The sequence below is a fragment of the Nitrobacter sp. JJSN genome (assembly GCF_051912485.1).
Lineage (GTDB): Bacteria > Pseudomonadota > Alphaproteobacteria > Rhizobiales > Xanthobacteraceae > Nitrobacter.
This window is the reverse complement of the sequence record NZ_CP196822.1, coordinates 1,260,242-1,284,976: the sequence shown is the minus strand read 5'-3', so window position 1 is coordinate 1,284,976 and position 24,735 is coordinate 1,260,242. Positions and strand designations below refer to the sequence as shown.

23 protein-coding genes are annotated in these 24,735 nt (G+C 60.9%); 9 read left to right on the top strand and 14 right to left on the bottom strand.

The features are described from left to right. Positions 1 to 4: 4 nt before the first annotated feature. Positions 5 to 1,063: an alcohol dehydrogenase gene (locus tag ACSZOQ_RS06365; RefSeq protein WP_439925150.1), complete on the top strand. Its 1,059-nt coding sequence runs from the start codon at positions 5 to 7 to the stop codon at positions 1,061 to 1,063. Positions 1,064 to 1,252: 189 nt separating this feature from the next. After that, a complete protein-coding gene (locus ACSZOQ_RS06360; protein WP_439925149.1) occupies positions 1,253 to 2,251 on the top strand; it encodes a hypothetical protein in 999 nt (332 codons plus the stop codon). Between the two features lie 132 nt (positions 2,252 to 2,383). Here ACSZOQ_RS06360 and gmk read toward each other — a convergent pair whose 3' ends face one another. The 7 genes from gmk to fabD all read right to left on the bottom strand — a co-directional run bounded on the left by gmk (position 2,384) and on the right by fabD (position 9,203). Then, positions 2,384 to 3,043, bottom strand: coding sequence for a guanylate kinase (gene gmk, locus ACSZOQ_RS06355; RefSeq protein WP_439925148.1), 660 nt, complete (start codon positions 3,041 to 3,043; stop codon positions 2,384 to 2,386). Positions 3,044 to 3,046: 3 nt separating this feature from the next. Next, positions 3,047 to 3,934 (bottom strand): YicC/YloC family endoribonuclease, encoded by an 888-nt coding sequence (locus ACSZOQ_RS06350; protein WP_439925147.1) that lies wholly within the window; start codon positions 3,932 to 3,934, stop codon positions 3,047 to 3,049. A gap of 197 nt (positions 3,935 to 4,131) precedes the next feature. Then, positions 4,132 to 5,412, bottom strand: coding sequence for an endolytic transglycosylase MltG (gene mltG / locus ACSZOQ_RS06345; protein WP_439925146.1), 1,281 nt, complete (start codon positions 5,410 to 5,412; stop codon positions 4,132 to 4,134). Between the two features lie 201 nt (positions 5,413 to 5,613). After that, entirely contained in the window at positions 5,614 to 6,879 is a 1,266-nt protein-coding gene (gene fabF, locus ACSZOQ_RS06340; RefSeq protein WP_439925145.1) for a beta-ketoacyl-ACP synthase II, read from the bottom strand. Positions 6,880 to 6,973: 94 nt separating this feature from the next. Further along, a complete protein-coding gene (locus ACSZOQ_RS06335) occupies positions 6,974 to 7,213 on the bottom strand; it encodes an acyl carrier protein (protein WP_006610957.1) in 240 nt (79 codons plus the stop codon). A 272-nt stretch (positions 7,214 to 7,485) separates the two neighbouring features. Then, on the bottom strand, positions 7,486 to 8,223 hold the full coding sequence (fabG, locus tag ACSZOQ_RS06330) for a 3-oxoacyl-[acyl-carrier-protein] reductase (protein ID WP_439925144.1): 738 nt from the start codon (positions 8,221 to 8,223) through the stop codon (positions 7,486 to 7,488). Positions 8,224 to 8,243: 20 nt separating this feature from the next. After that, a complete protein-coding gene (fabD, locus tag ACSZOQ_RS06325) occupies positions 8,244 to 9,203 on the bottom strand; it encodes an ACP S-malonyltransferase (protein ID WP_439925143.1) in 960 nt (319 codons plus the stop codon). Between the two features lie 393 nt (positions 9,204 to 9,596). Between fabD and rpsF the strand changes: the two genes are divergently transcribed. From rpsF to rplI, 4 genes are all read left to right on the top strand, one after another. Then, positions 9,597 to 10,040 carry a 30S ribosomal protein S6 gene (rpsF, locus tag ACSZOQ_RS06320; protein ID WP_439925142.1) on the top strand — a complete coding sequence of 148 codons (444 nt, stop codon included), beginning with the start codon at positions 9,597 to 9,599 and terminating at the stop codon, positions 10,038 to 10,040. Positions 10,041 to 10,045: 5 nt separating this feature from the next. Then, entirely contained in the window at positions 10,046 to 10,285 is a 240-nt protein-coding gene (rpsR, locus tag ACSZOQ_RS06315; RefSeq protein WP_439925141.1) for a 30S ribosomal protein S18, read from the top strand. 126 nt (positions 10,286 to 10,411) lie between these two features. Then, on the top strand, positions 10,412 to 11,401 hold the full coding sequence (locus tag ACSZOQ_RS06310) for a hypothetical protein (RefSeq protein WP_439925140.1): 990 nt from the start codon (positions 10,412 to 10,414) through the stop codon (positions 11,399 to 11,401). Between the two features lie 42 nt (positions 11,402 to 11,443). Beyond that, positions 11,444 to 12,058 carry a 50S ribosomal protein L9 gene (gene rplI / locus ACSZOQ_RS06305; protein ID WP_439925139.1) on the top strand — a complete coding sequence of 205 codons (615 nt, stop codon included), beginning with the start codon at positions 11,444 to 11,446 and terminating at the stop codon, positions 12,056 to 12,058. A 175-nt stretch (positions 12,059 to 12,233) separates the two neighbouring features. Here the strand turns inward: rplI and clpA are convergent, their stop codons facing one another. Further along, a complete protein-coding gene (clpA, locus tag ACSZOQ_RS06300; RefSeq protein WP_439925138.1) occupies positions 12,234 to 14,621 on the bottom strand; it encodes an ATP-dependent Clp protease ATP-binding subunit ClpA in 2,388 nt (795 codons plus the stop codon). Between the two features lie 237 nt (positions 14,622 to 14,858). After that, complete coding sequence (gene clpS, locus ACSZOQ_RS06295) at positions 14,859 to 15,191, bottom strand: ATP-dependent Clp protease adapter ClpS (protein WP_439925137.1); 333 nt, start codon at positions 15,189 to 15,191, stop codon at positions 14,859 to 14,861. A gap of 356 nt (positions 15,192 to 15,547) precedes the next feature. On the opposite strand from clpS, the gene ACSZOQ_RS06290 reads away from it, so the two are divergent. Next, positions 15,548 to 17,521 (top strand): pilus assembly protein TadG-related protein, encoded by a 1,974-nt coding sequence (locus tag ACSZOQ_RS06290; RefSeq protein WP_439925136.1) that lies wholly within the window; start codon positions 15,548 to 15,550, stop codon positions 17,519 to 17,521. 74 nt (positions 17,522 to 17,595) lie between these two features. Here ACSZOQ_RS06290 and ACSZOQ_RS06285 read toward each other — a convergent pair whose 3' ends face one another. Continuing rightward, positions 17,596 to 17,934 (bottom strand): phasin family protein, encoded by a 339-nt coding sequence (locus tag ACSZOQ_RS06285; RefSeq protein WP_439925135.1) that lies wholly within the window; start codon positions 17,932 to 17,934, stop codon positions 17,596 to 17,598. A 371-nt stretch (positions 17,935 to 18,305) separates the two neighbouring features. Here ACSZOQ_RS06285 and ACSZOQ_RS06280 point away from each other — a divergent pair, with 371 nt between their 5' ends. Further along, entirely contained in the window at positions 18,306 to 20,072 is a 1,767-nt protein-coding gene (locus ACSZOQ_RS06280; RefSeq protein WP_439925134.1) for a serine hydrolase, read from the top strand. A gap of 423 nt (positions 20,073 to 20,495) precedes the next feature. Here the strand turns inward: ACSZOQ_RS06280 and ACSZOQ_RS06275 are convergent, their stop codons facing one another. Beyond that, positions 20,496 to 21,215, bottom strand: coding sequence for a DnaJ domain-containing protein (locus ACSZOQ_RS06275; protein ID WP_439925133.1), 720 nt, complete (start codon positions 21,213 to 21,215; stop codon positions 20,496 to 20,498). Between the two features lie 86 nt (positions 21,216 to 21,301). Beyond that, positions 21,302 to 22,063: a VWA domain-containing protein gene (locus tag ACSZOQ_RS06270; protein ID WP_439925132.1), complete on the bottom strand. Its 762-nt coding sequence runs from the start codon at positions 22,061 to 22,063 to the stop codon at positions 21,302 to 21,304. 219 nt (positions 22,064 to 22,282) lie between these two features. Here ACSZOQ_RS06270 and panC point away from each other — a divergent pair, with 219 nt between their 5' ends. After that, positions 22,283 to 23,134 carry a pantoate--beta-alanine ligase gene (panC, locus tag ACSZOQ_RS06265; protein ID WP_439925131.1) on the top strand — a complete coding sequence of 284 codons (852 nt, stop codon included), beginning with the start codon at positions 22,283 to 22,285 and terminating at the stop codon, positions 23,132 to 23,134. Positions 23,135 to 23,146: 12 nt separating this feature from the next. On the opposite strand, the gene ACSZOQ_RS06260 is transcribed toward panC, so the two are convergent. Both ACSZOQ_RS06260 and ACSZOQ_RS06255 read right to left on the bottom strand, forming a co-directional pair. Further along, positions 23,147 to 23,584 carry a DUF1489 family protein gene (locus ACSZOQ_RS06260; protein WP_439925130.1) on the bottom strand — a complete coding sequence of 146 codons (438 nt, stop codon included), beginning with the start codon at positions 23,582 to 23,584 and terminating at the stop codon, positions 23,147 to 23,149. A gap of 27 nt (positions 23,585 to 23,611) precedes the next feature. Next, positions 23,612 to 24,565: a hypothetical protein gene (locus ACSZOQ_RS06255; RefSeq protein WP_439925129.1), complete on the bottom strand. Its 954-nt coding sequence runs from the start codon at positions 24,563 to 24,565 to the stop codon at positions 23,612 to 23,614. Positions 24,566 to 24,735 lie beyond the last annotated feature (170 nt).

Here is a 24,735-nt window from a genome sequence, read left to right as displayed (position 1 = left end):
CGCTATGGCCCCGATGAAACGCCAATCACTCGTCAAATTCGATGCGCCGCTGTGTCAAACCATTGTCGATACGCCGAAGCCGCAGGGCCGCGAGGCGCTGGTGCGCATCGAACGCTGCGGACTGTGCCACTCCGACCTGCATATACAGGACGGCTACATGGATCTCGGCAACAGCAAGCGGCTCGACATTACCCGCGGCATGACGCTGCCGTTCACGCTCGGTCACGAGATCGCCGGCGTTGTCGATGACGTCGGCCCGGGTGCTCCGAAAAATATCGTCGGGCAGAAGAAGGCGGTATTTCCCTGGATCGGCTGTGGCCAGTGCCGGGACTGCTTGGCAGGCGATGAAAATCTCTGCGCCAAAAACCGCTTTCTCGGCGTTTCAATCGACGGCGGGTTCGCCACACACGTCCTGGTACCCGACACAAAATATCTGCTCGATTACGACCCGCTGCCGGTCAACATGGCGGCGACGCTGATGTGCTCCGGCATCACCGCCTATGGCGCGCTGAAACGCCTGGCCGACCGGCCGCGCCAGCGTAACCTGCTGCTGATCGGCTTTGGCGGCGTCGGCATGATGGGGCTTGCGCTCGCGCAGACCATGTTCCAGCAGAAAATCTCGGTTGCCGATTTGAGCATCGCGGCGCGAGAAACCGCGCTCAGGAACGGTGCGGCGGTCGCCTACGATCCATCGGAAATCGAAATCGCCAAACGCATCATCAAGGAAAACGACGGCGGCTTCGATGCCGTCATTGATTTCGCCGGCAACGAAAAATCGATGAATTTTGCTGTTGCGGCCGTTGCCCGCGGCGGCAAGATCGTTGTTTCGGGTTTGATGGGCGGCAATTTCAATCTGCCGATGGTGCACTGGAGCTACAAGCGTATGACCATCGAGGGCTTCATGGTCGGTACGCTCGCGGAGGCACAGGAGCTGATGGCGCTGGCGCGATCCGGCAGAATCAAGCCGATAGCCATGAGAGAAGAGCCGATGGGCGATGCTCAGAAATGGATGGAGCAGTTGCGGGCCGGCAAGGTGCTCGGCCGTGTCATGTTCAAAAACTGACAAGGGCCTCACCGGACCAGCTTGACCTCGCCAAGGGAACCGAAGGCACGGCAAAACGCGTATTTATCGCGAGCGCCCGGCCTCAATTTGGCCCCAGCCCTTCCGGATTTGCGGCGCAATGCGACCCAAGTCTCTCCCGACAATTTGGCGAAGACGTCATCGCGTTCATCGTCATCATTGGGGATGCTCATGTCAAATCGTTCGGGGAAATTGCTCTCAACATTTTTTATCGCTTCGTTCGCCGGCAGCATGCTTGCGATCGCCGCGCACAGTCCGGCACACGCGGACGATACCTGCCTGTCAGGACCGCAAGCGACAACGCCGCCCGGAAGCCACTGGTACTATCGTGTCGAACGAGGAACGAAGCGTCACTGCTGGTATCTCGGCGAAGGACGCGGCAAGACCACGCAAAGAGTTGCGGCAAAACACTCATCGCCCGCTCCTCCCACCCCGGGTAAACCGACGCAGACGTCTGCGGCACCGCCCTTGCAGCCGGCCGTCGCCAATGCCCACGCGGAATTCGATGATGTGGCGCGCAATCAAGCGAACACCAACCCCTCGCAGTCTGACACCGCTTCCTCAGCGATGCGCGATCAGGCAAGCGCCGATCCCTTGCCATCCGACACGGCTCCAGCCGAAGCCACGCAGACCGCCGATGCCTCTCCGGCAGCCGTTACCACGCGCTGGCCCGATCCGGCGATCAACATGGCTTCGGCAATCAATGTGGCGCAACAGCCGGCACCGGCGACAACGGTCACGCCCAGCCCGCAATTGCGGGACGACGGACCGAAGCCTGAGGCAGCGGCAGCGCCTACTCCTCAGTTGCTTGGCGAACGCAGCCAGCCCGGCCCGGCCGTCAGCGTCGGCGGCGCCCCCGAGTCCGAGGCGTCATCCTACTCGATGCCATTGCTGCTGGGCTGGCTAGCCGGCGCGTTGGCGTTCGCGGGACTTATCGGATTTGCTGTTGTCAAGTTCGGGGACCTGAGCAACTTCATGCACATTCGTCCTCGCTCGGAGTCGATCTGGGATGTGGTCGATACCGGGCACCTTCCGCCATGGCAGCGGCAGCGTTCTGACATCGCTCCGACACCAGCCCGCGACCCGCTTCGCGCGCGCCGGGAAATCGAGGCGCAATCGCGCGACATCATGGAAATCCTGTCGCGGGCATCACGTGGGGCGACGACGTAGCGATTAACGAAAGCGTTTCGAGCGAAGCATGTTCTCTGGCTTGATCCCGGATGGATACCGGTTCGCGTAAAGAAGATGCGTCAAATCATAGTCGCGGAGTCTCGCTTCTGATTCCATCAGAGGCGAGAAGCTCTACGTCTCGAGTTGTTTCTGCAGTTCGCGCACGAACGTCGTCAGTCCCGTTCGGCGTTCGCGCTTGAGCCGCTCGGCCTTCAGGATCGAATGCACCTCGGCAAAGGCTTCATCGATATTCTGGTTGATGACGATGTAGTCATATTCCGCCCAATGGCTCAGTTCATGCGCGGCGCGGTCCATGCGTCCGCGGATGACATCGTCGGAATCCTGGGCGCGAGTATGCAGACGTTTCTCAAGGTCGGCAGCGGACGGCGGCAGAATAAAAACGCTGACGACGTCGGCCCGTGCCTTCTCCCGCAATTGCTGCGTGCCTTGCCAGTCGATATCGAACAGCACGTCGCGGCCGGATGACAGCGCCGCCTCCACCGGAGCGCGCGGCGTGCCGTAGCGGTTGTCAAACACCGTGGCCCACTCCAGCAGCTCGTCGCGGTTGACCATGGTCGCGAACGTCGCCTTGTCGACGAACCTGTAGTCGCGACCATCGACCTCGCCCGGCCGCATCGGCCGCGTGGTGGCGGAGACCGACAGGATCAAGCCCTGAACCTGCTCGATCAATAGCCGCGACAGGGTGGTCTTGCCCGCACCCGAAGGCGACGACAGCACGAACATCAGACCGCGCCGTTCAACTCCATCGAAGCTCTGGCCGTGAGCAGCCATCGATCACTCCAAATTCTGGACCTGTTCGCGAAACTGCTCGACGACGTTTTTCATCGCAAGGCCAATATTGGTCAATTCGAGATCATTCGACTTCGAACAACAGGTGTTCGCTTCCCTGTTGAATTCCTGCGCGAGAAAATCGAGCCGGCGCCCGATCGGGCCGCCCCCGCCGATCAATTCCCGCACCTGCGAAATATGCGAGGCAATGCGGTCGAGCTCCTCGCGAATATCCGCCTTCGCGGAGATCAGGATCGCTTCCTGATTGAGCCGGTCCTGATCGAAGCGGTCCGATGTCTCGAGAAGCGCGGTTATCTGCTCGGCAAGCCGCGCCTTCACTGCGTCCGGCCGACGGCCGGGCGCGGCCTCCGCCTTGCTTGCGAGATGTTCGATCTCATCCATCCGCTGCGACAGGATCTGACCGAGCGCTGTACCCTCGCGCTCGCGCATATCGATCAGGCTGCGCAATGCCTGTTCGAAAGCCTCGGCGGCGGCGGCCTTTGCGGCCTGCTCCTCTATCTCATCAGTTTCCGGTTCGACGACCTCGAGAACACCCTTGATCGACAGCAAGCCGTCAATGCTCGGGGCAACCGCGTCGATCCTACCGGACAAATCACTGGCGACCTTTAGGATCGACGCCAGCACCTCCTCATTGATGCGAACGACGGAGGCGGCGTTGCTGCGCTTTACAGTCAGATTGGCGTAGACCGTGCCGCGCGATAACACCTGGGCCGATCGTTTGCGGGCCGTTGCTTCGATATCGTCCCAACCCGGCGGCAGCCGCGTTCGAAGGTCGAACCCCTTGGCGTTCACTGATTTCAGCTCCCATTCGAACGCATAAGGCCCACTGGCGCCGTGGCTTCGTGCAAAGCCGGTCATGCTCGACAACGCCATCGCGTGGTTTCTCCGAAGCGTCCAGATATGAGATTCGTGGGAACGGACGTTGCTAGTGGTCCTTTGATTCTAACATTTGCAAGAACTTCTGCCGCAACCGGATGCAAATGTTAGAATCGGACCACTACGTTAGAGGGTTTTGCGGGCGAGTGGAATCGCTTCCGGAGCGGAAACCGGCAGTTGCGTGGAAACGGCGCTTATTGCTGGACAGCGCCCGGCGAAGGTTGTGCCGCGCCCTGCCGGGCTGGCCGGACCCGCTTTCTTGGCGCCGGTTTCGCGGCGGGCTCTTCCGTCGCGTCGGTATCCGCAGCGGCAGGCGCGACAGCGGTAGGCGCTGCACTGGAAGGCGCCGCAGCCGGCGGCGGCGGATCGTCCGCCGGCTCAACCGTATCGTTCTGGATCTGCTTTTCCATGGTCCGCAACCGGGCGACATTCTTCTGGTGCTGCTCGTAGGTCTCGGTGAAGCTGTGCCCTCCCGTCCCATCGGCGACGAAGAACAAATCGCGGGTTCGCGCCGGATTTGCTGCAGCTTCGAGCGAGGCCCGGCCAGGGTTCGCGATCGGTCCGGGCGGCAACCCTTCAATCACGTAGGTATTGTACGGGGACGGTTGCGTGATTTCGCTGCGTTTGATCGGCCGTCCGAGCGTTCCCTTACCGCCGACCAAACCATAGATAATCGTCGGATCGGACTGCAGCTTCATTTTCTGCTTCAGGCGGTTGGCGAACACCGCCGCGACCCGGCTGCGCTCATCCGGCTTGCCCGTTTCCTTTTCAACAATCGATGCGAGCGTGACGAGCTGCTCTGGCGTCTTGACGGGCACATCAGCGGTGCGACGCTCCCATATTTCCGCGAGTACGCGCTTCTGCGCCTGTTGCATGCGCTGGACCACCTGGTCTCGGCTCGTTCCTCGCGGAAACTTATATGTCTCGGGTAGCAACGTGCCTTCGCGCGGAATTTCGCGAATGGTCCCTGAGAAAATCTCGTTCTCTGAAAGCCGCGCTACGATTTGCTCGGAGGTCAGGCCCTCGGGAATCGTAACGAGATGCTGCACCACCTTGCCTTCGACAATGGTGCCGATGACGTCGCGCAGACTGGCATTCTTCTGGAACGAATATTCGCCGGGCTTGAGATCGGCGCGCGCTTTCAGCGCGAACACACTTCCGAAAAACGCCCAGCGATTGTTGTCGATCACGCCTTCGCGCTGGAGAATGTCCGCGATGTCGGTCATTCCGGCCCGGGCCGGAATGTTGACGACCTTGTCTTCCCGCAGCGGTCCAGGCGCCTCGATTTTCTGCTTGCCGTAGATATAGATCCCGCCAACACCAAGCATCCCGATCAGCACGAGGGTGATGATCGCGTTGCCGGCGATCACCAGCGGACTGCGGACGCGTGCGGAGCGCTTCGGCGGCGGCGGCACTTGTTCTGGTTCAAGTGCGGCGCGCGGACTACGCGGAGAAATGGGCGGTCTCTCACTCATCGATGTAACCTGAATCCTGTCGGTTCTATCGCGGCCGGCGAATTCTTGCCCCGGCCAACAGCATACGCCCGTTACTAGTGGTCCTTTGTTTCTAACATTTGCAAGAACGCCTGCCGCAACGGGGTGCAAATGTTAGAAACAAAGGACCACTAGGATTTGTCGTCGAATGCGGCGAAACGGTGGATTTGTCCCCGCCCCGCGTTAATCAGCCACGCGCCGCACGATCACGGACGCGTTTGTGCCACCGAATCCAAACGAATTCGATAGGACGACATTGATTTCCCGTTCGCGCGGCTTGTGCGGAACGAGATCGATCGCGGTTTCCACGGAGGGATTATCAAGGTTGATCGTCGGCGGCGCGATGTTATCGCGAATCGCAAGGATGCTGAAAATTGCTTCGACCGCGCCGGCAGCGCCCAGCAGATGGCCGATCGACGATTTGGTCGACGACATCGAAGTCCTTGATGCGGCGTTACCCAGTAACCGCTCGACTGCGCCCAGTTCGATTTCATCGCCGACCTGAGTGGATGTGCCGTGGGCGTTGATATAGTCGATATCCGACGGCGATACGCCTGCGCGCTTCATCGCCGCAGTCATGCTTCGAAACGCACCGTCACCCTCGGGCGACGGTGAGGTGATGTGATAGGCATCCCCTGACAGGCCGTAACCCGTCACCTCGGCATAGATTCTCGCGCCGCGCTGCCGTGCATGCTCGTACTCTTCGAGGACAACGATACCCGCGCCCTCTCCCATCACGAAGCCATCACGATTCTTGTCGTAGGGACGCGAGGCTTTCTGCGGCGTGTCGTTGAATCCGGTGGACAGCGCACGTGCCGCGCAGAAACCCGCCATGCCGATGCGGCAGATCGGCGACTCCGCGCCTCCCGCCACCATGACATCGGCGTCGCCGAGCGCGATCAGGCGGCTGGCATCGCCGATTGCATGGGCACCGGTCGAACAGGCCGTCACCACTGCATGGTTCGGCCCCTTCAGTCCGTGCTCGATCGACACGTAGCCCGAAGCAAGATTGATCAGGCGTCCCGGAATGAAGAACGGCGACACCTTGCGCGCTCCCCGCTCCTTCATAAGGATCGCGGTGTCGGCGATTCCGGAGAGTCCGCCGATGCCGGAACCAATCAGGGTGCCGGTCGCGCAACGATCCTCCTCAGTCGCCGGATGCCAGTTCGCATCATCGAGCGCCTGCCTGGCAGCGCACATCGCAAAGATAATGAAATCGTCGACCTTGCGCTGGTCCTTCGGCTCCATCCACTGGTCGGGATTGAAGGTTCCACCGCTCCCGTCGCCGCGCGGAACGACGCAAGCGATTCGGCACGGCAAGTCGCTGACGTCGAAGGTCTCGATCTGCTTCGCGCCGCTCTCGCCGCTGAGGATGCGTTTCCAGGTCGGCTCGACGCCACAGCCAAGCGGCGACACCATGCCAAGACCCGTGACGACGACGCGCCTCATATGAAAAACTCCAGCCTCCTTGCCAGCCATAAGGAAAAGCCGGTGGACCGTTCGATCACGGTCCGTCCGGCTTCAGCAAGACCGCGCAAGAGCGTTAGCTTTTCGCGTTCTTCTCGAGAAACTTGGTGGCATCGCCAACGGTCAGAATCGTCTCCGCCGCGTCGTCGGGAATTTCACAGCCAAACTCTTCCTCGAAGGCCATCACGAGTTCGACGGTGTCGAGACTGTCAGCGCCGAGATCGTCAATGAAGCTGGCATTATCGACGACTTTCTCGGGCTCTACGCCAAGGTGCTCGACCACGATCTTTTTAACCCGCTCGCCAATCTCGCTCATCATTAACCCTCGCGTTGTTCAATTGGACCCGACCGCAAAACGAGCCATCGTGGAGCACCAACTCACTAAATTCCTGTCGCTATCGCAGTCGTGTAGAATCGGTCTGTTCCGCTTTGAGCCGGTGCGGACCGGCAAACGACGGCAGCCTCCGCACCGCCAATATACAGGGTTTCAAATTCCTGCAATGGCGTTCTTCGCCCACCCGTTATTCGTCCGGTTATCACACATCGAAAGCCTTGACCACAAGCCCCGGTGGATAGGCCAAAAACCCCTCAAATCATTGCCATTCCGCCGTTGACGTGAATCGTCTGTCCAGTCACGTAAGCCGCTTCGTTTGAGCTCAGATAAACCGCCGCCGCCGCTATATCCTCCGGCGTCCCGAGGCGCGCCGCCGGGACTTTCGTCAAAATCGCCTCGCGCTGCTTGTCGTTCAGCGCGTCAGTCATCGGTGTTGCGATAAAACCGGGTGCGATGCAGTTGGCGGTCACCCCGCGCTTCGCATATTCCGCACCTAGCGTCTTGATCATGCCGATCAGCCCCGCCTTCGATGCGGTGTAGTTGCCCTGGCCCGGATTGCCGGTCACGCCGACCACCGAGGTGATGGCGATGATGCGGCCGAACCGCTTGCGCATCATCAACTTGGTCGCAGCGCGCGCCAGACGGAACGTCGCGGTCAGATTGATCCGGATGACATCGTCCCAATCCTCATCGCGCAGTTGCACGAACAGATTGTCCCGGGTGACGCCGGCATTAGCGAGGAGGATATCGACCCGCCCCATCGCCTTCTCGGCATCGGGCACCAACGCCTCGACCTCCCCCGCATCGGACAGGTTGCAGGGCAGCACATGAACGCGCTCGCCAAGCGTGCCCGCCAGCGCGTCCAGCACCTCGCGCCGGGTGCCGGAAATCGCGACCGTCGCTCCCTGCGCATGCAGCGCCTTCGCAATGGCGCCTCCGATGCCGCCGGTCGCGCCGGTCACGAGCGCGGTCCTGCCGGTCAAATCGAACATCGTATCCTCCCCCGTCTCGCTTACGCCGACCGTGCGGCAGCCAGCGCTTCCCTGGCCGGCTCGATATCGTTCGGTCCGCCGACGGCGACGCCAACAGCGCCATCAGCAATGCGTTTGACGAGCCCGCTCAAAACCTTGCCGGCTCCAATTTCGAAAAAGCGCGTCACGCCATGTCCCGCCATATAGGCCACCGACTCGCGCCAGCGCACGGTCCCTGTGACCTGCTCGATCAGGCGACGGCGGATCTCGTCCGGATCAGTGATCGGCGCGGCCAGCACATTCGATACGACCGGCGCGGCCGGCGTGTTGATCGTCACGTCAGCCAACGCCCTCGCCATGGCATCCGCCGCGGGTTGCATCAGCTTGCAATGAAACGGCGCCGATACCGGCAGCAGCATCGCGCGCCTGGCGCCCTTGGTCTTTGCAATCTCGACCGCACGATCGACCGCCGCCTTGTCGCCCGACACGACAACCTGCCCGCCGCCGTTGTCGTTCGCGGCCTGGCAGACTTGCCCCTGCGCGGCTTCGTCAGCAACCGCCACGGCGGCCTCGTAATCGAGACCCAGCAGCGCGGCCATCGCGCCAACACCGACCGGAACCGCCTTCTGCATGGCAAGGCCGCGCGTCCGCAGCAGCCGCGCCGTATCGGCGATGCTCAGGCTTCCCGCGGCCGCCAGCGCGGAGTATTCCCCGAGCGAATGTCCGGCCACGAAGGCGGCATCGCGGGCCACGGAAAATCCGGCCTCGATCTCGAGCACGCGGAGCGTGGCGATGGAGACAGCCATCAATGCCGGCTGGGCGTTCTCGGTCAGTTGCAGGGTTTCAGCGGGGCCATCCCAGATGACGGCGGTAAGTTTTTCGCCGAGAGCGGTATCCACCTCGTCGAAAACGGCTTTCGCGGCCGGAAAAGCCTCTGCCAGCGCCTTGCCCATACCGACGGTCTGGGAACCCTGCCCTGGAAAGGTAAATGCCGCAGTCATGCGTCCGCCCCTAAAAACCCCGGGCGGAGAGACACCGCGCGCCGGATGATGTCAAGACGGCTGCACGTGAGCGACCTGTGCCCCGGCTGCGCCCCCTAGGGTCCCCCGCCTAGTGGCTTGCTTTGACTGTTTGGACAGGCCCGGAAGCGCGAAACCCGGCGCTTTCCCTTGCAACCGACCCGAAAATCCGTATAACCCGCGTCATCCGTGGATCCCGGCCGGGAGCTGAACGGACGGTCTCAGCAATTTCACCTTACTCAGGCGATATTGATGCGGCAGGGCCCGTTGGTCCGTCGTCCCGTGCTTCCGCCTTCTGAGCTTATCCCGAGTCCTTTCCGAAGGCCTCGAAGGGCTTGCCGCCGAGGTCCGCGCCAACGTCAGGAAAGGACATCCATGCCTCTCTATGAGCATGTTTTTCTCGCGCGCCAGGATGCGAGTTCCCAGCAGGTCGAGGAATTGACCAACCAGATCACTGGTGTGATCACCGGATTGGGCGGCAAGGTCACCAAGACCGAGAACTGGGGTGTACGTTCACTCACCTATCGCATGAAGAAAAACCGCAAGGCGCATTTCGTGCTGCTCAACATCGAGGGCCCCTCCGCGGTGGTCAACGAGATCGAGCGCCAGGAACGCATCCACGAAGACGTCATCCGCTATCTCACCGTTCGCGTCGACGAACATGAGGAAGGCCCGTCCGCGATGATGCGCAAAGCCGATCGCGACCGTGACCGCGACGATCGCGGCGGCGGTTTCCGTGGTGACCGCGAAGGCGGCTTCCGCGGCGAGCGCGGTCCGCGCCGGCCGCGCGACGAAGCCACCGCAGTGGTTGAGGAGTAAGAATCATGGCTGATGCTGGTGCCCGCCGTCCGTTTTTCCGCCGCCGCAAGACCTGCCCGTTCACGGGCTCGAATGCGCCGAAAATCGACTACAAGGATTCCAAGCTGCTGATGCGTTACGTCTCGGAGCGCGGCAAGATTGTGCCGAGCCGCATCACCGCGGTATCCGCCAAGAAGCAGCGCGAACTCGCGCAGGCCGTCAAGCGCGCACGGTTCCTCGGCTTGCTTCCTTACGTCATCCGCTAATTCGGCGAGTGGCGGCATTTACGCCGCCGCCACTCATTTTTCATAAGGCTTCCGGACCATCCTCCGGTCGCCGATGGTTGGGGTTCAAAAGAAACCTCTAACCGCTCGAGGGGAGCGGGACAGCTGATGATTATGAACCTCCTCATCGCAGTTGCAGCCGGCTGTGCGTCGGCGCTGATGTTCGCCTCGATCATTTCGGGAGCGCTCGTCTCGTTGCTGCTGTTCTATCTGGCCCCGCTGCCTCTGATGGTCGCGGCAATGGGATGGGGACCGACCTGCGCGGCAATCGGCGGCGCCTTGGCCGGCGCCGTTCTCGGCGCCATGTTCGGCCCGCCCTATTCCGCCGCCTTCGTGTTGACAGTCGCACTCCCGGCGTGGTGGCTCGGGCACCTGGTTTTGCTCGGTCGCCCTGTCACGGCGGATGCGCCGCCGCAAGGGACCGGCGTGGCGCCGGCCGGACCGCCGCCGGTCGACTGGTATCCACTCGGACGCATTCTGATGTGGATCGCATGCTTCGCCGCCCTGACCACAACCGCCGCACTGCTGACGCTCGGCTCCGATGCATCGACCATTACGGATACGCTGCGCCACGGGTTGCTGCGTATCGTCAATGTGCAGGATGACGCGGCATCACGGGACCAGGCCTCCGAGGTCGTCGATGCGTTTGTGGCCATCGCTCCCGCCGCCGCCGCGACGATCGCAATGACGACGCTGACGCTCAATGTGTGGCTCGCGGCCAAGGTCACCGCCACCTCGGGTCGGCTGCGACGCCCCTGGCCCGACATGAAGACAACAACGCTCCCGCCAATGGCGCTAGTTGCGACGGCCGTGGCACTGGCGCTGTGCTTCACCGGCGGACTTCCAGCAATCATGGCCAAGATCGTCACCGCGTGTCTGATGATGGCGTATGCGCTCGCGGGTTTCGCCGTGTTGCACACGATCACACTGACGCTGCGGAACCGCGGGCTGTGGATCGCTTCCGTCTACGCCGTCGTGCTCATGTTCATCTGGCCGGTCATTGCCATGGTCGGCATCGGCATCGCCGACGCGATCTTCGGATTTCGCCAACGCTACCTGCAGCGGCACATGCCTCCACCGCTCACGCCTAAATCGTGAATTCAACATAAACCCGCTCAACTCCGAACAAGGGGATCGAACATGGAAGTCATTCTGCTGGAACGCGTGGCCAAGCTTGGCCAGATGGGCGATGTCGTGAAGGTCAAGGACGGATTCGCCCGCAACTTCCTTCTCAAACGCGGCAAGGCCCTGCGCGCGACCGCCGACAACCGAGCCAGATATGACGGCATGAAGGCCGAGCTCGAGGCCAACAATATCCAGGCCAAGGGCGAAGCCGCCAAAGTCGCCGAGAAGATCGACGGCCGCGACATCGTCATTATCCGCCAGGCGTCGGAGACCGGTCAGCTGTTTGGCTCGGTCACGGTGCGCGACATCGTTACCTCGCTGGCCGCAGACGGCATCATCGTCAGCCGCCCGCAGGTCTGGCTTGATACGCCGATCAAGACGATCGGCCGGCAGAAGCTGACGGTCGCAGTCCATCCCGAGGTGGAAGCCCATATCATGGTGACCGTCGCTCGCAGCGCCGACGAAGCCGAGCGTATCAAGCGTGGCGAGGAAATCAGCACCCGACGGGAGGATCGCGACGCCGCAGCGGAAGCGATCGCCGCCGCCGGCGAATTCTTCGATCCGGAAGCGCAGCACGACGACGTCACCGACGCCGAGAGCGAACAGAACGCCGAAGAGAAGGACGCTTGAGTCTTTTCGCTTCTGCAGGAATCAGCAGCAGGACTCAATGATCCAGATTTGACGCGTTTTCTTCACGCGAACCAAGCCTGAGGGCTTGGTTCGAAAACGCTTCAGCGGCCCCCCTGTCCAAAAGCAAAACGGCCGGCACTTATAGTGCCGGCCGTTTGATTTTTTGCGGTTACCCTCAGACCTTGAGCGGTTCTTTGGAGATACCGCCACCGGGCTTCGGCTTGCGCTTGCGGGCCCCACCCGGAAGATTCTCAGGCTTGGGCGTGACCGGCCCCTCGAGGAACTCGAAACCGATCTTCTCGAGATCGACGCCTGCGACCGCTTCGTCCTTGACCACAACGACGCGGACATGGCCGCCGCCCTTGAGCTTGCCGAACAGCACTTCATCCGCCAGCGGCTTCTTGATGTGCTCCTGGATCACCCGCGCCATCGGCCGAGCGCCCATCTGCTCGTCATACCCGTGCTGGATCAGCCAAGCCTTGGCGGGCTCGGACAGATCGATCGTCACAAAACGATCAGCAAGCTGGGCTTCCAGCTGAAGCACGAACTTCTCGACCACCATGCCAATCACTTCGGTGCTGAGATGGCCGAACGAGACGGTGGCATCAAGCCGGTTGCGGAACTCGGGCGAGAACTGACGGTTGATGGCTTCGCGATCGTCCCCTTCCCGCTTGTTGCGGGTGAAGCCGAACGCAGCCTTGGCCATGTCGGAGGCGCCTGCGTTGGTGGTCATGATCAGGATCACGTTACGGAAATTGACCTGCTTGCCGTGATGATCGGTGAGCCGGCCGTGATCCATGATCTGCAACAGAACATTGTAGACGTCGGGGTGCGCCTTCTCGATTTCGTCGAGCAGCACCACAGAATGAGGATGCTGATCGACGCCATCGGTCAGCAGGCCGCCCTGATCAAAACCGACGTAGCCGGGAGGCGCGCCGATCAGCCGCGAAACAGTATGCCGCTCCATGTATTCCGACATATCGAAGCGCAGCAGTTCGACGCCCATCGCTTCCGCAAGCTGTTTCGCGACCTCGGTCTTGCCAACGCCGGTGGGACCGGAGAACAGGTAGGAACCGATCGGCTTTTCCGGCTCGCGCAAGCCGGCGCGCGCGAGCTTGATCGACGCCGTCAGGGCTTCGATAGCGCGATCTTGCCCGAACACCACGCGCTTGAGCGTCTGCTCGAGATGCTTGAGGACCTCGGCATCGTCCTTGGACATGCTCTTGGGCGGTATCCGAGCCATGACCGCGATCGTGGTCTCGATTTCCTTGATGCCGATGGTCTTCTTGCGCTTGTTCTCGGCCACCAGCATCTGCGCCGCACCGGACTCATCGATCACGTCGATCGCCTTGTCGGGCAACTTGCGGTCGTGAATATAACGCGACGACAACTGCACCGCCGCTTCGATCGCATCGTTGGTGTATTTCAGCTTGTGGTAGTCCTCGAAATACGGCTTCAGCCCCTTCAGGATAGCGATGGCATCCTCGACCGACGGTTCATTGACGTCGATCTTCTGGAACCGGCGCACTAGCGCGCGATCCTTCTCGAAGTGCTGCCGATATTCCTTGTAGGTGGTCGAACCCATGCAGCGGATCGTTCCCGACGCCAGCGCCGGCTTGAGCAGATTGGACGCGTCCATCGCGCCGCCGGAGGTGGCGCCGGCGCCGATCACCGTGTGGATCTCATCGATGAACAGAACCGCGCTCGGGTGAGCTTCGAGTTCCTTGAGTACCTGCTTCAACCGCTCTTCGAAATCGCCGCGATAGCGAGTGCCGGCCAGCAGTGTCCCCATGTCGAGCGAGAATACGGTTGAGGTCGCCAGCACCTCGGGGACTTCGCTGTCCACGATGCGCTTCGCCAGGCCTTCCGCGATCGCGGTCTTGCCGACGCCGGCATCGCCGACAAACAGCGGATTGTTCTTCTGCCGGCGACACAGCACCTGGATCGCCCTGTTGATCTCGGCGTTTCGCCCGATCACCGGGTCGATCTTGCCGTCACGCGCCTTCTTGTTCAGGTTGACACAATAGGTCTCGAGCGCGTCGCCCTTCTTCTTGGCGTCGTCGCCGCTCTTCGATTCAGTCTCTTCATCAACGCCGCGCACCGGACGCGCTTCGGAGACGCCCGGACGTTTGGCAATGCCATGGCTTATATAATTCACCGCGTCGTAGCGCGTCATATCCTGCTCCTGCAGGAAATAGGCGGCATGGCTTTCGCGCTCCGCGAAGATCGCAATCAGCACGTTGGCGCCTGTTACCTCCTCGCGGCCGGACGACTGCACGTGAATTACCGCCCGCTGGATCACGCGCTGGAAACCAGCCGTCGGCTTGGCGTCGTCAGCAGCGTCCGCCACCAGATTCTCGAATTCGGTTTCGAGATAGTTCACCAGGCTGCCACGCAGCTTGTCGAGGTCGACGCTGCAAGCTCGCATAACAGCTGCGGCGTCGGAATCGTCGACCAGCGACAGTAAAAGGTGCTCGAGCGTGGCATATTGATGATGCCGCTCATTCGCGATTGCGAGCGCCCGATGCAGGGATTGTTCCAGGCTTTGAGAAAAAGTTGGCATTCCGCGTCCTCTAGGGTCTCTTGGCCATCATGATCGCCATCGCCCCATCAGGCAACAACAACCTTCGTCAATAATATAGTAATGCACTACCCCGGGGGAAGAGCCGGTTCAGCGCAGAAATTGCGGCGCGCTTGTTCCGAATCTCTCGCAGCGGCCCGGAAGAACCACACACGGATTTGCGCCGACTAAAATCCGGTAACCCCACAAAGCCGTTTCGATTTCGCCGAACCGATGCAGCTACTTTTTTTCCATCACGCATTGCAGCGGATGCTGGTGCTTGCGCGCAAAATCCATCACCTGCGTCACCTTGGTCTCGGCGATCTCATAGGTGAACACGCCGCATTCGCCTATACCGTGATGGTGGACGTGCAGCATGATCTGGGTGGCGGCCTCCACATCCTTCTGAAAGAACTTCTCGAGGACGTGAACGACGAACTCCATGGGAGTGTAATCGTCATTCAATATCAGCACGCGGTAGAGATGGGGACGTTTGGTCTTCGGTTTGACTTTGGTGATGACCGAAGCGGCCGGATCGCCCCGACCATCGGCGCGCCCTTCGTCGTCACTCATTCTCGGCGCAGCCAATGAACAGATGTCCGCCACAAGCAGCACGGACGTTCCAGATGTCTGAATGGCAGGCAGCTTCAACATGGCTCAAGCGTTCGATATCCCCGCAGGATGAACGATACCGGCCAGGCAAAATTCGCCAGGCGGTCGTATCAATCCAGGCAAATTTTCACGGCGGCCGCCTATGTCCCGGTCGACCGTCGGCTGGTCCGGATGACTTGAGTATGGGTCCGTATTCGACTGACCGCAAGATCGTAGATCGCTAGCGAAACAACATCCGCTGCGTCCAGCCCTCGAGCCGATGGTTAACCAGGCCCTCCCGGTCTGCGAGAATAACCCATATGGCGCTTTAAGCTCCGTTGACGACAGCCGCGATCTTTCGGCTCATCCTCGCAATTTATGCGGCTATTTACCTGCTTTCTCGGGACAACTTTACCACCCGTTTAGTCCTCCGGCTCGAAATGCCGGTTGAAACCAACGGATCGGTGACAGCCATGTCTGGTACGTCAATTCCCAAACGGATTCGCAGTTCGGCTACCCATTTTGGTAGAGATCTACGAGGTAATATCGCACCAATTTTTGCGATTGCTCTCTTGCCGGTGCTTGGCTTCGTCGGGGCCGCCGTGGACTATACACGGGCCAACGCGGCGCGCTCATCGATGCAGGCGGCAATAGATTCGGCGGTGCTGATGGTCTCAAAGGACGCCGCAGCTAATCCGGCCATGTCGTCGCAGCAGATCAAAGACGCCTTGCAGCGATATTTTTCATCCCTTTATCATGATACCAACGCGCTTGGTGTGACGTTGGATGCTACCTACACGCCGAGCACCTCATCCGCGGCGGCGACAATTCTCGCCTCCGGACACGGCACCATCAAAACCGACTTCATGAAGGTCGCCGGTTTTCCGCAGCTCACATTTGGTACCAGTTCCACGTCGACGTGGGGTAATTCGCGCATGCGCGTCGCAATGGTGTTGGATAACACCGGCTCGATGGCGGACAACGGCAAGATGGCGGCGCTCCAAAGCGCGGCGAAAAACATGATCGATTCATTGTCCGCTTTCAGCAAAACTAGTGGCGACGTCTATATTTCGATTATTCCGTTCTCAAAGGACGTCAATGTCGGCTCTTCCAACTACAACGCAAACTGGATCAACTGGGCCGATTGGCTAAATCCGCCGACTGCGCAGCAGCCGAACAACAAAAGCTCCCAGCCACCAAAGCTTCCTATGAACTGGCACGCGGTGGGACCGGGAGTGAAATGTCCATTCACAAACAGCAGTAGCGGATTCACCTGCACCAGCGGTCCTAGTAACGGAGCCTCAAACATCTCGACGATTCCGTCGAGCGGTACTTATAAGGGCTACATTTGCCCAAGTATCGATAACAACTCTCGTGCGTATTACAACGGTTGCTGGGAAAGCGTAGCAACCGGCATCGTAGAAACATTCTGCTCGGGGTCATCGTCCTGCAGTTGCCCAACGACGTCCTCTGGCTCTTCTGTCTCCGGCTGTACCTGCAGCGGCAGCGGCAGCACGAAGTCGTGCTCCGGCAAGACTTACGTTCATAACTGGACGCAGCCCGGTCCAAATGATCACACCCATAATCTGAGTCAACCGCGGGTTAGCGCCTATGTCGGTTTTAAAAACCGAAAATGGACACCAACAACGTATTCGGATCCGACACTTCAGGTTCAGAACGACTGGCAGCAGTCGTCCACTAACCCCATCAGCACCTGGAACGGCTGCATTACCGATCGAGACCAGAACTACGACACCACCAATACTGCTTATGTGACGAATGACGGTACCATGATGGGCGATGGGACAACGTCGACGCGGTATTATGCGGAGCAGTCGACCTACTGCCCGCCTGCGACAATTACTGCCATGAGCAATCAGTGGAGTACCCTTAAAGCCCAGATCAACTCCATGACTCCGAATGGCAATACCGACCAGGCGGTTGGCCTTGCCTGGGGCTGGCAATCGCTCAACACGACCAACGGCCCGATCATCGCTCCCGCGAAAGACTCGACCCACATCTATCAGGACTACATCGTTCTCCTGTCCGACGGTCTGAACACGCAGAATCGCTGGTATACGAATGCGTCGAGCATCGATGCGCGGCAGGAATTGCTGTGTCAGAAAGTCAAGGACAGCGGTGCTACCGTCTTCACAATCCAGGTCAACATCGGCAGCATGGATCCGACGTCGCAAGTGCTGCAGGACTGCGCCAGCAACGGTAATTTCCAAATGATCACGTCGGCTACCCAGACCGCGGATGCGTTCCAGAATATTCTCACGCAAATCTCGCAGCTCCGCATCGCGAAGTAACGCGTACGCGACGATCCAAAAAAGGCCCGGCCGATGATGGCCGGGCTTTTTCATTTGAGGACGCTTTTGCGATATCAGCGAGCGGCCGGAACGAACTTCGCGGCGAAATCCTCGAACGGCTTGTAAGTCTGCTTGGCGAGATCGGCGTAGAGTTCGCTGATCTTCTGCGACTCCGCAACGAACGTCTCGTAGGTCCTCTTGGCGTATTCGGTCTGCACCTCGATGGCCTTGTCGAGCGATTTCACGCCGACGAGATTCTCGGTGAATGCATTGCCGTCTTCAAACGACTTCCGCGTGTAGTCGCCAAAGGCCACGGCGATCGCCTGAACGCCCTTCTGGAAGCTGCCCGCCGCCGCGACCGCAGCATCGAATTGCTCTTTTCCGTGCTGCTGGACTTCTTCGATCTTCAGCATGATGAATTTCTCTCCGTTGGTATGACGAGCCGGAGCATCCGGCTTCTTCAATAGAGATATAGTGCATTGCACAATAAAATGCAACATTTTTGTGCGATGCACAAATGCTCATTCGACGCAAATCCAACAGCTGCCATCAAGAGTTGCTTAACCTTTTGGAAACTCCGGCCCCCTACGCTGATTCCCGTATCTAGAGCGTTCCGGCGGACGATAAAAAACGCTGTGAAACCAGCCTCTTAGCCAGAACGGCAACCTGACCTGCCACCCTCGCCTTGAGACCGGTTCGCGCTGAACGTTCAGATGAGACCGTCGGGCACAATTTTGCCTCACGAACCAGTGACTAAAGTCGAAAAATGGGGACGGGGACGTTCATGCTTCGCACAACCTTGGCTTCCTCGCGCGTGATGCGAGCTGGCGCATTCGGACTGGCAGTGATCGCCGCCGCCGTTTTCACGACCGATCACGCCGACGCGCGCCGTGCCCGTCACCACCATCGCCATCACGGTCACCACGAGGCGCGGCAAAGCTACAATCCACGTTTCGCCTCGATCATCGTCGACGCCAATTCCGGCGAGACACTCTCGTCCACAAACCCCGACAGTCTTCGTCATCCGGCATCGCTGACCAAGATGATGACGCTCTATCTGTTGTTCGAGCGTCTGGATGCGGGCAAGATGAACCTCGACAGCGAGATGCGGGTCTCGGAGCACGCTGCTGAACAGGATCCGACAAAGCTCGGTTTGCGGCCGGGTCAGACCATCCGCGCCGAAGACGCCATCAAGGGGCTGGTGACGAAATCCGCGAACGATGCGGCGGTCGTGATCGCCGAGGCGATCGGCGGCGACGAGGATGACTTCGCCAGAATGATGACGCGGAAGGCGCGCGCTCTCGGCATGACCCGGACGGTCTATCGCAACGCCTCAGGTCTTCCTAACGACGATCAGGTTACCACCGCACGGGACCAGGCAACGCTCGGCCGTGCATTGCAGGATCGGTTTCCCCGCTACTATCGCTACTTCGCGACAACCTCATTTACATTCCGTGGCCGCACCATTCGCGGCCACAACCATCTGCTCGGCAGCGTCGACGGCGTTGACGGCATCAAGACCGGATATATCCGGGCGTCCGGTTTCAACCTCGTCACCAATCTGAAGCGCGGCAATCGCCATCTAGTCGGCGTCGTCCTGGGAGGTCGCAGCAGCGGTTCGCGCGATGCGACCATGCGCAATCTACTGGCCGAAAATCTCGACAAGGCCGCGACGCGGCGGACCGTCGCCGCCATCACCGAGAGCAACCTGGCCGAGGCCAATGCGATGGTGGCCGAAGATCAGGCGCGATCACGGCCAAAGGACACGGTGCAGGTCGACGGCGCCGTTCAAACCGCATCCGCAGCGCCCGAACCGGTCGCGCTGCCGCCTGACCGTCCCACTCATCTGGCCCGCTCGCTGATAGCGGCCTCGACCGCAGCTCTGCCGCCGAAACGGGCCAAGCCCGAGCCCGCTCCCTTGACGAGCGGCGTCATCGCGACCCAGCCGATCGACGCCATTCCCGGTTCCACCGAACCGATGAAGCCGGTGCGGGTAAAGACGGTACAGGTCAAGGCGGGATCGGTCAGGTTAGCCTCGGCCGCGCCGACGGCATCGGTGCCGCCGGTCGACGGCGCCGCAGCAGCTGTCCGGGACATGGCACCGGAAACATCGGGTTCTGTCATGGCGCGAGCCAATATGCCGACGCAGCCTGCCAACTTCGGCACCGGGCAAGGCATCCTGGGCGTACTGCCGGCATCAAGCCTCCCCTCCTCGACATCGCAGGCAATGGCAAATGCGGATTCCGCGCCCAGCGCTCAACCGCAGGCTGTTCAGCATAACGGCGCGGTGAAGCCGGTGGCGTCGCATTCGGGCTGGATCATTCAGGTCGGCGCGCTGGAGACCGAGAGCGAGGCGCGCGAGCGTCTCGATGCGGCGCGAAGCCGCGCCCGCGGCATGCTGGGTAAGGCGGATCCTTTCACCGAGTTCGTCGCCAAGGGCAGCAAAAAGCTGTACCGGGCCCGCTTCGCCGGCCTCGACCGCGATGAAGCCGAAGCTGTGTGCCGTACCCTGAAGCGTTCGGATATGTCCTGCATCACGATCAAAAACTGATCGCGCGGCCCGTACCCTTTCAAATGGCCGGGCCTAGCGCGGATTCCGCAAAAGTGGATACCGGTTTTGCGATCAGAATACGCGCAAATTATTGGTTGAGAGCATTTTCTTACGGCCAACCGGTTTCCACTTAGCCAGAAAATGCTCTAACCGGGCCATTTCGTTTTAGGACGCCAAAATCCTGCGAGCGTGATGACGTCTGCACGCCTTCTCTACACGCGAACCGTATCGATCACAGGACAAGCCGGCGGCGGCGCTTCATTCGAAAACGCACCAAGCCGACGTCATGCAAACCACTCGTCAAGAATTGGCGGATACAGTTGAAACAACGATCAACCACGCCGGACAACGGCGGGGGAAACGAGGACGTCGAGCAGAGACCGACAGAAGCAACTCGCAGTGTAGCGTTTGGTGGCGTTGGAGTTAGCTGCGATGAGTGCGAAGCAAAGTATCCTTGGCCTCGTTTACACGGGCCGCCAGGTACGTCGACCCCCCCTGGTCGGGATGCAGTTTCTTCATGAGGCCTCGATGCGCGCGCCGGATCTCGTCCCCGCCCGCCCCCGGCTGCAAGCCAAGGATCTGGTAGGCCTCCTCGTCCGTCATTTTGCCGCCCGAAGGCGCGCGGCTACGCCCCCCTGCCGGATCGCCTTGCGCGTTATGACGCCAGGCGGGAAACCTGCGGTCCAGATAACTTTCAAGTAACGCGCAGCTCTCTGCATCGAAGCCCGTCATCATTGCGACGAGCTGCGGCAGATCGAAATCGTCAAGCGAGCGACCCGCGTCTGGCCCGGCAACAATCCATCCGCCGAGACGACCGCTGTCGTGATCCAGGATCATGTCGAGAAACTGCGAGCGCACCTGGGACGTTTGTCCCGTCGGAGGCTGTGTCCGCGAGTTGAAAAGCCTGCCAAAGAACGATGCGCTGGACTGGGTCCAGCCCAAAAGTCCGGCGCCGAAAATGCCGAGCGGCAGCGCAATCACCAGTTCGCCCTTGATGCCGACAAAGACAGCCACCGCGAGCGCTATGATGCCGCCTGCGAGCCTGATGGCTCGCGCCAACACGGCCGGATTTGCCGCCCGGAGCAGTTGAAGCAGCACATACAAAAAAACGAAGGCGACAAGGCCCAAGATCAGAGTCGGCATAGCGGATAGATAGTATGCCCGGGCAACCGGCGAAAGCGATTGTTGGCAGCGGTTATGGCGGCATCAATGACAAGCGCATCACGGCGCTATTTCATCTGTCCCAAAAGCTGGGTCGCGCTGGTCGTCGACAGCCGCTGCAACGCTTCCCGGCCACCTGCAGCATAAGCCGCGGCCGCCCGGAGCAATTCACGCAACTGGGCGGCGGCACCGGGATCGAACCGGCACCAGGCGCCACCCGTCAGCCGCGCGATATCGCGAAATACCTGCTCGGCAATCGCATCATGTCCTTCCTGGAACATGAACACAGGGATCTTCAGCAACCCCAACTCGCCGGCCCTCGCGCAGAGATCGTCGCCCGATTCTTCCATCGCATCACCGACGAACACGACGGCCTTGATACCCGACGCGACCGCTTCGCTGCGCGCGTGCGAAAGAATTTTGCCTATTTGAGTTTCGCCGCTACGGCAATCGATGGCACCCATCAACCTTGCCAGCTTGGCGCTGTCGGATATCCAGCTGCTGGACCGGCACTCATCGATCCCGCGATAGTAGATAAGCCGAATATCGAGGCTGCCGATGCCGGCGGCTTCGCGAAACATGTCGGCCTGGAGGGCACAGGCCATGTCCCATGTCGGCTGCCGGCTCATGGTGGCGTCGAGTGCGAACAACAGCCTGCCGCGACTGCCCGCGGCAAAGGGCGACATGGCCCGCGCCCTGGCGACGAACGCCGCGATATCGGACGCGGTCGACGGCTTTATGTCAGGCAGCGGAGCATTTTCGCCAGACTGCGTGCTCCGAAAGGCGGACAGGTCAGCGGGATATTTCGGCGGCACCGGATCGCGGGACATAGAGACTCGCAAGGGATTTAAAAACACAATGTGGCGCAAACCACAGATGATTCAATACACCTGCGTCAGAGAGCCAGCTGTTCGACCAACTCAATGCCGCGTCTTGCCTGTACCCCAAGTGGTATCGACCCAGCTCAATTACGGGAACTCTTTCGGTCCTTGTGGAGATATCTGTCATAGTGGCATGACGTATAAGGTGAAAAGTCGTACTGAGCCGCAATGCCACGCGCCCCCGCTGTTGCCCGCACCCTTCCCTCCCTACGCCGCGCCCTCGACGGTTTGCGGGCGCGCCGGGCAACCGTTGCTTTGGTGCCGACCATGGGTGCGCTTCACGACGGGCATCTGGCGCTGGTGCATCAGGCAAAACGACGTGCGTCAAAGGTTGTTGTCTCGATTTTCGTCAATCCGACCCAGTTCGCGCCGCACGAAGATTTCGGATCGTACCCACGGACCTGGAAGGCCGATATGGCCAAACTCGCGGAAGCGCGCGTCGATCTGGTCTGGAATCCTGACACCGGTACGATGTACCCGCCGGACTTCGCGACCCGGATATTGATTGAAGGACCCGCGATGGCAGGTCTTGAAGATCGTTTCCGCCCGCATTTTTTCGGCGGCGTCGCGACCGTCGTCGGCAAGCTGTTAGCCCAGTGCCGGCCGGATATCGCCCTGTTCGGCCAGAAGGACTATCAGCAGCTCAAGGTCGTGACCCGGATGGCCGCCGATCTCGATCTTGGTGTGAAGATCATCGGGGTTCCGATCGTGCGCGAACGCGACGGGCTCGCGATGTCATCACGCAACGTCTACCTGTCGATCGAGCAGCGCGCCGTCGCCCCGATACTTCACCGTACCATGAAGGACGCCGTCAAACGGCTACGGAGCGGCGACGATCTCGAAGCCGTCATGGCCGATGGTACGAGAACGATCGGGAACGCAGGTTTCACGCTGGATTATTTCGAGGCGCGTCACGCTGAAACGCTAGCTCCGATCCGCTCGATTAAGGACGGACCAGCCCGGCTCCTGGTCGCGGCAAGAATCGGAACGACGCGGCTGATCGACAATATCGGCGTTTAGAGCAGCTTGCCCCTACAATAACCCCAGATCGCGCAACTCGCGCCGCATCGGCTCGGGCATCGCGGCAACGCTCGCCGCATTGCTGCCGAGGTCGGGCGGCGCATCAGCGGCAGACAGATAGCGCCACCCCTGAAACGGACGCATCGGACGCGGCCTGACAGTAACCACCTTCGGTTGCATGACTAGGCGGCATCGGCCGATGCCGTCACCGTCGCGGAACGGCTCGATGCCGATCAGCTTCTCCCGGGCGGCGATTTCACCCTTGATGACCCAATAGAGCGAGCCGCCTCCGAGTAGTTCCTCGTCGCGCTTCGGTGTCATCCGGGTGATGTGGATATGGTGACGCGGCAGACCCTTTCGCTTTGCCTGCTTCATGCGCTCGGCGACCCAGCTCCTGAGCTCCTTCACAGATTCGCAGCCGACGGCCAGTTTGACGAGATGGAGGTGCATGTCAGCGAGGGCTTTCGAACAGGTCAGCTAGTCCTGCGTACTCGCTGAGGAGGGTTCAGGTGTAAGGCGGACGGGCTCTGCCGCGTGAACCTTAGGCGCAGCCTTGGGTGTTGCCGGCTTCTTCGCCGCAGCCGAACGCGGCTTCGGGGCGGCTTGCGCGGTCGCTGAAGGCGGAGCCGGTGACGATGGCGCCGCCGTACCAGCCGACGGCTCGGGCGTCATGATGCTGACCGGCGGAATGGACGCAGACGTCGGAAACTCGGCAGTCGTCGGCTTGCCTGTCGGCTCCGAAGCAAGCATCGGCGTGCCGGACTCCGCGGCCTTCGCCGTTGCTGCAGGCTCATTCCACGATGACGCATAACGCATCACCAGCTTCTCGTAGGTCCGCTCCTCCATGTTCGCAGCGACCTGACTGCGATCGGTCAGCGATTGAAAGGTGGCGCAGTCCGATGGCTGGCAGTGATCGCGCGCAGCCAGCACATGGGCGACCAGACCATAGCGATCGCGCTCGATCGCCCGCCGTAGTGCCTGCAATTCCGGCGACATGACGCTGTTGGCGCTGTTGGCGTCGCCGAACGACCTCAATCGGCTGATTTCCGAAGCGACGTAGGAGACGGCGGCGGCGGCGGCATCCGGCGTACTGAACAACGCCTTCTCGCAGGCGACTTCGACCACGTCGCCGGCAAGGCCGTCGATGCAGGACAACGCCGGCATGGCGCCGTTGACCGGAACGGCCAGGTTTTTCGACGCGAGCGCCTGACTGCCGTCAGGACCGAACCCGCGAATGGTGACGACCGCCGCAACTCCGATCGCGAGCAACGTGATGATGGTCAAGACGCCATTCGCAACCGACTTGTCCGCACGAATCAGGGTCAGGAGCACGATGACGGCGAAGAATCCCGCCGCGGCCAGCGTCAGCCACAACGGGAATGTCGGCGAACGCCCGAATTGATCGAGTGATGTTGCCCAATCCCAATTCACGCGCGGTGTCCCTCATGCCGAACAGTGAGACCAGCATACAACGCACTCGGCCGATGCGAATGCAGATTCCCCGGCCAATCCATGACCCGAGAATGCGGCAAAATCAGTCCGGGCCGGTCCGTCTCGGAGGGTTTCAGGGGAAGCCTTGGTCCGGAAAGCCTTCTGGGAGC